This is a genomic window from Blautia sp. ZXY-1-C6, from assembly GCF_056339875.1.
The window spans coordinates 1-9,185 of record NZ_JBWJVQ010000128.1 but is presented as its reverse complement, the minus strand read 5'-3'; the positions used below and the strand labels follow the sequence as shown (position 1 = coordinate 9,185).

Sequence of the window (9,185 nt, the reverse complement as noted above, 5' to 3'; positions counted from 1 at the left end):
TGCGATTGGGTGACGTCCATTGATTCTCTTGGAGTAATCCAGACGTTTGTAATACATACCCATATCAACACCAAGGATATTGGCAAGATAGATTGCGCGGTTCATGCTTCCCTCATCAGGGCTGATGATCATGAAATGATCGTTGTCGATGTGAAGTCCTTTCTCATGATTGAGAAGAGCTTTGATAAACTGATAGGATGGCTGTATAGTCTCAAATCCATGCAGAGGTGTTGCATTCTGCACGCGCGCGTCATGTGCGTCAAAAGTGATGATGTTTTCCACACCCATACTTACAAGCTCCTGAAGTGCTGTTGCACAGTCCAGGGATTCTCTGCCGCTGCGGATATTCTGGCGGCTTTCGTACAGATAAGGCATGATCACGTTTACTCTGCGGGCTTTGCCGCCGATTGCGCCGATCACACGTTTCAGATCCTGAAAATGGTCATCAGGAGACATAAGATTCTCGTATGGTCCGATGCTGTAGGTAAGACTGTAGTTACATACATCAACCATCAGATAGATATCGTCACCACGTACAGATTCCATGATCGTACATTTCGCCTCACCGGAACCGAAACGTGCTGTCTGGACCGGTATCAGATAGGACTCTCTCTGATAACCCTCAAATGCAAAAGAATCAAGCTCTTCGTGGCTGCGCTCTTTACGCCACTGTATCAGCCATTCATTTACTTTTTCACCCAGATCCTTACAGCTGATCAGGGGGATCAGACCAAGTCTGCCCACCGGAAGTGTAGTTAAATCTTTAGTTGTTGCCTGTGCCATGTTTTATTTTCCTCCTAAAAAAATTTTCTGTATACGGATATCCTTTCCTTCCAGCTTCACCATACGGTAGTTGCTGGCGATTCTCGAAAAGGTTCGTTCGGAATAAGTATCCGAGAAATTTTCCAGTTTCAGATTTGTTGATATGATCGTAGACTTCCTGCGCATGATGCGTTCATTTATGCACAAAAACAACTGGGAAGAGACAAAGCTGTTTGTAAGTTCAGTTCCCAGGTCGTCGATGATCAGCAGATCGCTGTCAAATACAAATTCCTGTCCTTCTGTTTTATCTCTGGAGAATTTGGAGTCTGCCAGCAGTTCAAACAGATCAAATGCGGAAAAGTACATAACGCAATGTGCTGATTCCAGAAGATCATGAGCAATACAGTGAGAAAGAAAAGTCTTACCCACACCGGTATCACCGTAAAGAAACAGATTCTCAAAGGAACTGTCAAAATTTCTCACAAAACCTCTGGCAATATCATAAGCTCTCCGGGCCGTCTCTCTTTCTGTCAGTCCGGTAGCTTCGTTCTTCATTGTATCAGAATAATAATCAAAAGAAAAGTGGTCAAAGTTTTCTTTTTTGAGAATTTCTTTTAAATTGGACTGCGTATAGAGCAGTTCTATCTCTGCTTTCTTAAAACAGGTACATTTTTGGCTTCCGACGTAACCGGTATCCTGACAGACCGGACACTTATATGGAAGTTCCAGATAATCCTCCGGATATGAGTTACATACCAGCAGGGCATTGCGCTTCCTGGGACAGAAGAGAGATTGCAGCTTTAAGGTCCACAAGACCTGATGATTCTCCGCTTAAGAAGTGCTCTTGCTTTTTTGGCGCTTAAGGTGGCAACCTCTTCATCTATTTCGTGGATGCGCGGGATTTTTTTATAAATCTCCTGAGTACGCTCCTCCAGAATACGTCTGTTCTGAGACTGGGTCTTGCTGTATTCCCGCATGATCGTATCATACTGATAATTCTGTAAAGGCATGACTTCACACCCTTTCGTTTGTTTTTTTGTAGCTGTTCAGTGACTTTCAGACGATTATGTCACTGCCGTTACTGATTCAGCAATTTCTTTTCATATTCGTTAAAGTCGTACTGTCGCTGATGGAAATTGTTAAACCGGTTTGATGCAGCCGGTTTGGAAGCTGCTTTTCGCTGGGTATTCTTTTCCAGCTTCTGGCGCTGATGCTGAGCATCGAGGAGCCGGACATCTGCAAGTGTACGGACATTTTTATCTTTCCCATCCGGAAAGGATTTTATCTGCATACTGGAAACTTGGCTGTCCGGTAGAGAGAACTGTACGGCTGCAGGCTTCCTGGATGATATCCATGGTAAAACCATAATCATTCAGCCAGGTGTTCATAAGAGAAATCTCTGTATCTACCGGATTTCGTCCGCTGATTCCCATTGATTTAAAAATAGTAAAGTATTCTTTGGCATAACGGGAATTTGCCTCTTTTGCCATGGTGACAGTGGTGATTCCCTCATCTGCCCAGGCAAGAGCAACGGTTTCTATGTAACGCATACTCTTATGCCCGCGGCTGACACTGTATTCGATCAGGTACTCGATCAGATCAGGCGAGAATTTCAGCTCATCATAGAAAAACAGGATCTTTTTCATCTCGGTAGGAGTGAGCGTTTTGCCGAGATACTGTTCTGCGATATAGAGGAGCTGTACGATCTCATCATTTTGCTTTAATTCTTTTACACGGTCAGGAGACAGTGCAGTGGCTGAGTTGGTGGTCTGCTTCACAGGCTGTGCCGGTGCAGAAGAAGTACGGGTTTCTGTTTTTGTAACAGGGGCTGTCGAAACGGGTGTGTCGGAAGCAGCAGATTTTACAGGTGGTACATTCAATATGATATCTGCTATATCTTCGTTATTTCTGTAGGTTAAAGTAAGGAGTTTCTCTTTCTCCCAGTATTTCAGAGCGCGGATAATGTCACGTTCTGTACAGAAGAAATGATCAGCCATCTGCTCCAGACTGAAGGGTACAGAGGTGTCAGAAAGAAGCCTCAGAAGATAGATATATACTTTCACAAATTCTCCATTGGCCCCAGGCATATAGTTGTCTATGAAATTGTTGGTTAATACAGTTACTTCCGCATTGCGGGAATTCTGTAAAGTGATCATAGCCATGAATTTCCACTCTCTTTCATAATAATAAGATGTTAGGGTCAAAAGGTATTTTGCCCCTAACCTGATATCCACGAATTGCTCCGCTGCAAAGCAGCTCCCACAATTCTCAAACATTCGAAATCCGCTGATTTACTGCGTAAATCGCTACTTTCTCATGTTTGGCGGGTCCCAAGTTCAAAAGTCTTATCGTGCAAGCACGAACGACTTTTTGACCCTGATATCATAATAATAAGATGTCAGAGTAAAAAAAGATATTTTTCCTCTGACTTGATATCTATGAATTATAGCACAACATTTTTTAAAAGAGAATAGGGGATTTTTGTCGAAGATTTCATCCACATTTGAATGTGGATAATGTGGATAATGTGGAAAGGTGAAATGTGGTATATATTATTGGAAACCTGAAAAATGTTGAATTTCAGGGAAAAACGGAGTATTACGGGGACGAATAATGTCGAATTATGTTAAGTGATTTATGCACATATACATCCACATATGCAGGCAGATGAAAATGTGTATAACGATGTGGAAAATGTGGATAAGTGATCTGAACTGTTATAAATAAAGGAAGAACTGAGGGGGATAAAATGTTTATAACTTTTTAATGGAAATTGTCGACAGAGACACAAGTGTTCAGTATTTTCTATTGCTATAAGTGCTATAAGTTGGGTGGTTGTAAAAAACAGGACAATTCTGAAAAATTATTTTCCGAATTGTCCTGTGTAAATTGCTGATATTTATGTCAGGCAGAAACATTATTTACCCAGCAGATGCTCCCCGATATTTACAACATCTCCGGCTCCCATGGTGATGAGCAGATCACCCTCCTGGCAGTTGGAGAGCAGATAATTCTCAATCTCATCAAAGGTAGGGAAATACTCGCAGGGAGTTCCCAGTTCCTGAATACGCTTCTGCAGATCTTCAGAAGAAATTCCCAGAGTATCGGTTTCTCTTGCTGCATAAATATCCGCAACTACCACATGATCTGCCAGGCTGAGTGCTTTGGCAAACTCCGGAAGCAGAGCTTTGGTACGGGTATATGTATGTGGCTGGAATACACACCATAATTTCTTATGGGGATAATTGTGTGCGGCATGAAGAGTTGCTTCAATTTCTGTAGGATGATGTGCATAATCGTCTATGATCGTAACCCCTGCAACTTCTCCTTTATACTGGAAACGGCGGTCTGTTCCTGTGAAACTTCCAAGTCCCTTGATGATCACTTCTTCGGAAAGCCCAAGAAGATGACCGAGGGCAATTGCTGCCAGTGCATTGGAAACATTGTGGATGCCCGGCACTTTCAGATAATAGCTGCCAACCTTAACGCCATTGCGCAGAACGGAGAAGGAAGCATGTCCATATTTGTCATAAGTGATATCTGCTGCCTGATAATCTGCATCATGTTCCAGACCATAAGTGATCACATTACATGGAAGATTCCGGATGATATCTTCATATTTCGGAGTATCTGCATTGATGATCAGTGTACCGTCAGCAGGAAGAAGCTCTGCAAAGCGGCGGAAGGAATGACGGATATCGTCAATATCCTTAAAGAAATCCAGATGGTCTGCATCCATATTCAGGATAATACTGATCTTCGGGAAAAAGCTCAGAAAGCTGTTTGTGTATTCGCAGGCTTCTGTGACAAAAGTCTCAGAATTGCCTACGCGGATGTTTCCGCCGATAGCAGGAAGAATACCTCCCACACTGATGGTCGGGTCACAGTCTCCTGCAAGAAGAATGTGAGATACCATAGATGTCGTGGTTGTTTTTCCATGAGTTCCGGAAATGGCAACAGGAGTATCATAATTCCTCATGATCTGTCCGAGAAGCTCTGCACGTGTGAGCATTGGAAGTCCTTTTTCCTTTGCACAGGCAAATTCCGGGTTGTCAGGATGGATAGCTGCGGTATATACCACAACATCTACGTCATCGGTAATGTTTGTGGCACGCTGTCCGTAATAGATGGTGGCTCCCTTTTTCTCCAGTGCCTGCGTAAGAGGACTGGATTTGGAATCGGAACCGGAAATGACAAAATCCTCGCCGAGAAGAATCTCGGCCAGTCCGCTCATGCTGATGCCGCCGATACCGATAAAATGTATATGAAGTGGTTTGTGAAAATCTATCTGATACATAGTATGTTCTCCTTGATTAATTATTTACAAATCTTTATAAATCCGGTAACTGTAACATATTCGCATAGTTACTGGAACTGTTTTATCTGTCTGTTTATTATACTCCCTGTGCCTTAAAATGAAAAGGACTTCTTTTGGTTGATAAAAAATTACAAAAAACGACATTGGATATATGAAAAATGCCTAATAATATATCGGTGGAAATACAGACTCAATAAAAAACGTGTGCAAAAATCATAAAAAAACAAAAAATGAGAAACAAAAATTGTAAATAATGTTCACTAACAGATAAAAGTGTGTTATAATTAAATAATCATAACCTGTAACTGTTCAGTGCCTCGCGAAACAGCAGACTGACGAATAGTTACCATAACTACAACAAGAGGTGATTGCATGATTAAGAAAGAAATGATAGCTATGCTTCTGGCCGGCGGTCAGGGCAGCAGACTGGGTGTACTGACAGAAAAAGTAGCGAAACCTGCAGTTGCTTTTGGCGGGAAATATCGTATCATAGATTTTCCTTTAAGTAACTGTATTAATTCAGGCATCGATACAGTAGGTGTATTGACACAGTATCAGCCATTGCGACTTAATACACATATCGGAATTGGTATTCCATGGGATCTTGACAGAAACGAAGGTGGTGTAACAGTACTGCCGCCTTACGAGAAGAGTACCAGCAGTGAGTGGTACACAGGAACAGCCAATGCAATCTTCCAGAATATGGATTACATGGAACAGTATAATCCGGATTATGTCCTGATCTTATCCGGTGACCATATCTATAAGATGGATTATGAAGTAATGCTTGATTTCCATAAAGCGAATAAAGCGGATGTGACGATTGCCTGTATGCCGGTACCTATTGAGGAAGCAAGCCGTTTTGGTATCATGGTAACAGATGACATAGGACGCATTACGGAGTTTGAGGAGAAACCGGAGCATCCAAGCAGCAATCTGGCGTCCATGGGAATTTATATTTTCAGCTGGCCTGCTTTAAAGGAAGCACTGATGTCTCTGAAGGATCAGAACAGCTGTGATTTTGGCAAACATGTTCTTCCATACTGCAAGGAGAAAGGTGAAAGACTTTTCGCCTACGAATACAATGGATACTGGAAGGATGTAGGAACACTGGGTTCTTATTGGGAGGCCAATATGGAACTGATCGATATTATTCCGGAATTTAATCTCTATGAAGAATTCTGGAAGATTTACACAAAGGGAGATATTATCCCGCCTCAGTATATTTCGGCAGATGCGGTTACAGACAGATGTCTGATCGGTGAGGGTGCAGAAATTTACGGGGAAATACATAATTCTGTGATCGGACCAAATGTTGTGATCGGAAAAGGCAGCGTGATCCGCGATTCCATTATCATGCGCAATTCTACCATTGGTGAGGGCGTACAGATGGATAAGGCTATTATTGCCGAGGATGTTACTATTGGAAACAATGTTGTACTGGGATGTGGTGAGGAAGCACCGAATGTGCTGAAACCTGCAGTTTATGCATTTGGAATTGCTACGGTTGGTGAACGCAGCGTGATCCCGGATAATGTAAGGATCGGAAAGAATACAGCAATCTCAGGTATAACTGTTCCTGAGGATTATCCTGATGGTGAGCTGGCCGGCGGACAGGTAATTACAGCAAAGGACGGTGACGAATAATGAGAGCGATAGGTATTATTTTGGCTGGCGGTAATAATAACCGCATGAGAGAATTATCAAATAAGAGGGCAATCGCAGCAATGCCGATCGCCGGAAGCTACAGAAGTATCGACTTCGCACTGAGCAACATGGCGAGTTCTCATATTCAGAGAGTTGCTGTTCTGACACAGTACAATGCCCGTTCTCTGAATGAACATTTAAGCTCTTCCAAATGGTGGGATTTCGGAAGAAAACAGGGTGGTCTCTTTGTATTTACACCTACGATCACAAAAGAGAACAGTCTGTGGTATCAGGGAACAGCAGATGCTATTTATCAGAATCTGGAATTCCTTAAAAGCAGTCATGAACCATATGTAGTGATCGCATCCGGCGACTGTGTTTACAAGATGGATTACAACAAGGTTCTTGAATATCATATTGCGAAACGTGCAGATGTTACGGTAGTATGCACTACCTGCGATGATCCCAGTGAGATTGAGAGATTTGGTGTTCTCCGTATGAATGAGGACTGCAGGATTGAGGAATTTGAAGAGAAGCCAATGGTTTCTTCTTATAATACAATTTCAACAGGTATCTATGTTATCCGAAGAAGACAGCTGATCGAGCTGATCGAGAGAGCTGCGCTGGAAGGCAGACATGATTTTGTAAAGGATATTCTGATCCGCTACAAGAATCTTAAGAGAATCTATGGATATAAGATTGACACATACTGGAGCAATATCTCCACAGCAGAAGCATATTATAAGACAAATATGGATTTTCTGAAACCGGAGATCAGAAACTATTTCTTCAAACAGGAACCGACAATTAAGACAAAGATTGATGATCTGCCTCCTGCAAAATACAATCCGGGAGCACAGGTGAAGAACAGCCTGGTTGCCAGCGGATGTATTATCAATGGTACGGTGGAGAATTCCGTTCTTTTTAAAGACGTATTTGTAGGAAATAACTGCGTGATCAAGAACTCTGTGATTTTAAACAATGTATATCTGGGAGATAATACTCATATTGAGAACTGCATTGTTGAAAGCCGGGATACTATTCGTGCAAATTCGTATTACTGCGGCGACGGTGAAGTGAAGATCGTCGTGGAGAAAAATGACAGATATATACTGTAAATAAAACAGCCGGATAGATTCGGTAAATCGAAAGGAGTAAATTTGTATCATGAATATTACTGACGTGCGTGTGAGGAAGGTAGCAAAAGAAGGAAAGATGAAAGCGGTTGTTTCCATAACGATCGATGATGAATTTGTAGTACATGATATCAAGGTGATTGAAGGAGAAAAAGGGTTATTTATCGCTATGCCAAGCCGTAAGGCAACAGACGGAGAATATCGTGATATTGCACATCCGATTAATTCTGCAACACGTGACAGAATCCAGACGATCATTCTGGACAAGTTCCAGGAAGTTATGGATGCGGAACCGGAAGAAGCTGCAGAAGCGGAATAACCGGTGAATAAAGAACTGTAAACAGATAAGAAGCACAGGCACTGTCTCTGAAAAAGGGGCAGTGCCTGTTTTTTGCTGAGCATTAGTGAAGATAAAATGTTACATAATTATTACATAAATTAATAAAAAGTGTTGATTTTTTTACGAAATATGATATACTGGGTTTCAGATTAACGAGAAAGGTGATTAATTTATGAAGAAAAAAGTTTTTTCATTACTGCTGGCCGGAATGCTTACTTTTTCCATGGGAACAACTGCATATGCAACAGAAGATGCGATTGCTGATATGCAGGCTCAGAAACAGCAGGCAGAAGCCGGACTTGCCCAGACACAGGCGAATATTGACAGCCTTCAGAGCAAGAAGCAGGAGCTGGAGAACTATCTGTCTGATTTGAATACACAGTATGAAGACCTGACTAATGCAATTTCTGAACTCAGCATACAGGCCGGAGAGAAAGAGAATGAGCTGAAACAGCTTCACACAGAATTAAAGAAAGCCAAGAAGGCATTAAATAAACAATATGATGATATGAAGCTCCGCATCCAGTATATGTATGAGAATGGCGGTACATCTGCATTAGAGACTTTGCTGTCATCTAAGGATCTTTCTGAGTTCCTCAACAATGCAGAGAGTGTTGCGAAGATTTCCCAGTATGACAGGACTATGCTGGAGAAATGCGAGAACCTTCAGAACACTATCAAAGATCAGGAAACAACTGCTGAGGAAGAGAAGGCTGCTATTGATCAGCTTCTTGAAGAGAGAGCGGCCAAACAGCAGGAGGTTCAGAATCTTGCAGCAAGCACAAGTGATAACATCTCTTCCTATGTAAGCCAGATCAGCGCAAGCCAGGAAGAAGCAGCAGCACTGACTGCAGAAATCAACAATGCAGATAACAGCATTGCTCAGCTTGTGCAGCAGGCAGAAGAGGAAAAAGCAGCCAGAGAGGCAGCGCAGGCACAGGCCGAAGCAGAGGCGGCAGCGGCACAGGAACAGGATGCAGAA

The 9,185-nt window shown here is 42.3% G+C and carries 8 protein-coding genes and 1 pseudogene; 4 read left to right on the top strand and 5 right to left on the bottom strand.

Annotation, left to right across the window (positions count from 1 at the left end; translation table 11 throughout):
- The 5 genes and pseudogenes from AC075J_RS04760 to murC form a co-directional block, all read right to left on the bottom strand.
- On the bottom strand, positions 1–783 hold a 783-nt coding region (locus AC075J_RS04760; protein ID WP_476390085.1), incomplete at its 3' end, for a ribose-phosphate pyrophosphokinase-like domain-containing protein.
- A 3-nt stretch (positions 784–786) separates the two neighbouring features.
- Positions 787–1,772: pseudogene (locus AC075J_RS04755) on the bottom strand (ATP-binding protein).
- Between the two features lie 68 nt (positions 1,773–1,840).
- Entirely contained in the window at positions 1,841–2,053 is a 213-nt protein-coding gene (locus tag AC075J_RS04750; RefSeq protein WP_476390084.1) for a hypothetical protein, read from the bottom strand.
- Positions 2,019–2,924 (bottom strand): DnaD domain-containing protein, encoded by a 906-nt coding sequence (locus AC075J_RS04745; protein WP_476390083.1) that lies wholly within the window; start codon positions 2,922–2,924, stop codon positions 2,019–2,021. The genes AC075J_RS04750 and AC075J_RS04745 overlap by 35 nt, the downstream gene beginning before the upstream one ends.
- 755 nt (positions 2,925–3,679) lie before the next feature.
- Positions 3,680–5,059 carry a UDP-N-acetylmuramate--L-alanine ligase gene (gene murC, locus AC075J_RS04740; RefSeq protein WP_055199828.1) on the bottom strand — a complete coding sequence of 460 codons (1,380 nt, stop codon included), beginning with the start codon at positions 5,057–5,059 and terminating at the stop codon, positions 3,680–3,682.
- A 393-nt stretch (positions 5,060–5,452) separates the two neighbouring features.
- Here murC and AC075J_RS04735 point away from each other — a divergent pair, with 393 nt between their 5' ends.
- The 4 genes from AC075J_RS04735 to AC075J_RS04720 form a co-directional block, all read left to right on the top strand.
- Positions 5,453–6,727 carry a glucose-1-phosphate adenylyltransferase gene (locus AC075J_RS04735; protein WP_008706943.1) on the top strand — a complete coding sequence of 425 codons (1,275 nt, stop codon included), beginning with the start codon at positions 5,453–5,455 and terminating at the stop codon, positions 6,725–6,727.
- A complete protein-coding gene (gene glgD, locus AC075J_RS04730; RefSeq protein ID WP_026648773.1) occupies positions 6,727–7,845 on the top strand; it encodes a glucose-1-phosphate adenylyltransferase subunit GlgD in 1,119 nt (372 codons plus the stop codon). The genes AC075J_RS04735 and glgD overlap by 1 nt, the downstream gene beginning before the upstream one ends.
- Positions 7,846–7,894: 49 nt before the next feature.
- Positions 7,895–8,182, top strand: coding sequence for a septation regulator SpoVG (gene spoVG, locus AC075J_RS04725; RefSeq protein WP_055053372.1), 288 nt, complete (start codon positions 7,895–7,897; stop codon positions 8,180–8,182).
- Positions 8,183–8,375: 193 nt separating this feature from the next.
- The coding region (locus AC075J_RS04720; RefSeq protein WP_476390082.1) for a murein hydrolase activator EnvC family protein at positions 8,376–9,185 on the top strand (810 nt) is incomplete at its 3' end.

Excerpts from the sequence above, each read along its gene's own strand:
- AC075J_RS04750 (WP_476390084.1), bottom strand. The coding sequence starts at position 2,053 with ATGCAGATAAAATCCTTTCCGGATGGGAAAGATAAAAATGTCCGTACA.
- AC075J_RS04745 (WP_476390083.1), bottom strand. The coding sequence starts at position 2,924 with ATGGCTATGATCACTTTACAGAATTCCCGCAATGCGGAAGTAACTGTA.
- murC (WP_055199828.1), bottom strand. The coding sequence starts at position 5,059 with ATGTATCAGATAGATTTTCACAAACCACTTCATATACATTTTATCGGT.
- AC075J_RS04735 (WP_008706943.1), top strand. The coding sequence starts at position 5,453 with ATGATTAAGAAAGAAATGATAGCTATGCTTCTGGCCGGCGGTCAGGGC.
- glgD (WP_026648773.1), top strand. The coding sequence starts at position 6,727 with ATGAGAGCGATAGGTATTATTTTGGCTGGCGGTAATAATAACCGCATG.
- spoVG (WP_055053372.1), top strand. The coding sequence starts at position 7,895 with ATGAATATTACTGACGTGCGTGTGAGGAAGGTAGCAAAAGAAGGAAAG.